Origin of the sequence: Streptomyces sp. SID13031 (genome assembly GCF_010548305.1) — a bacterium.
In the GTDB taxonomy this organism is placed as follows: Bacteria; Actinomycetota; Actinomycetes; order Propionibacteriales; family Kribbellaceae; genus Kribbella.
In genome coordinates this window covers 1-384 of the sequence record NZ_JAAGLV010000125.1, presented here as the reverse complement: position 1 = coordinate 384, position 384 = coordinate 1, and the positions used below count along the sequence as shown (strand labels likewise).

General features: G+C 62.0%; 1 pseudogene. It reads right to left on the bottom strand.

The features are described from left to right. Positions 1-51 precede the first annotated feature (51 nt). Positions 52-384 (bottom strand): annotated as a pseudogene (locus G3I17_RS39540) (hypothetical protein); the annotation flags it as partial.

The window sequence follows — 384 nt, the reverse complement described above, 5'->3', positions numbered from 1 at the left end:
ATTGGTGAAACGAAAAGCCGGGCAAATGTGTCGGGCTTTTTCGTATCTGCCTTAGTCCTGGGGGTCGTATTTTGCCAAGATCGCCTTGGCGGCGATCTTGGCGATCAACGCCGCGTGGGCTGCGAGGTCCGCCTCCGAGAGCCGGTTCGGCAAAGGACGCGGCCGCTGGCCGATAAGGATCGGCGCGTCGTCGAGTTCGATTGCCTGATCGGTCGATCTGCTGGACACAAGGCCGAGTGCTGCCTGACGGCCGCCGATCATCTCGATGTAGACTTCCGCCAGCAGTTCGGAGTCGAGAAGCGCGCCGTGCTTGGCGCGGTGCGAGTTGTCGATACCGTAGCGACGGCAAAGCGCGTCCAGCGAGTTCGGCCCCATCGGGTGTTT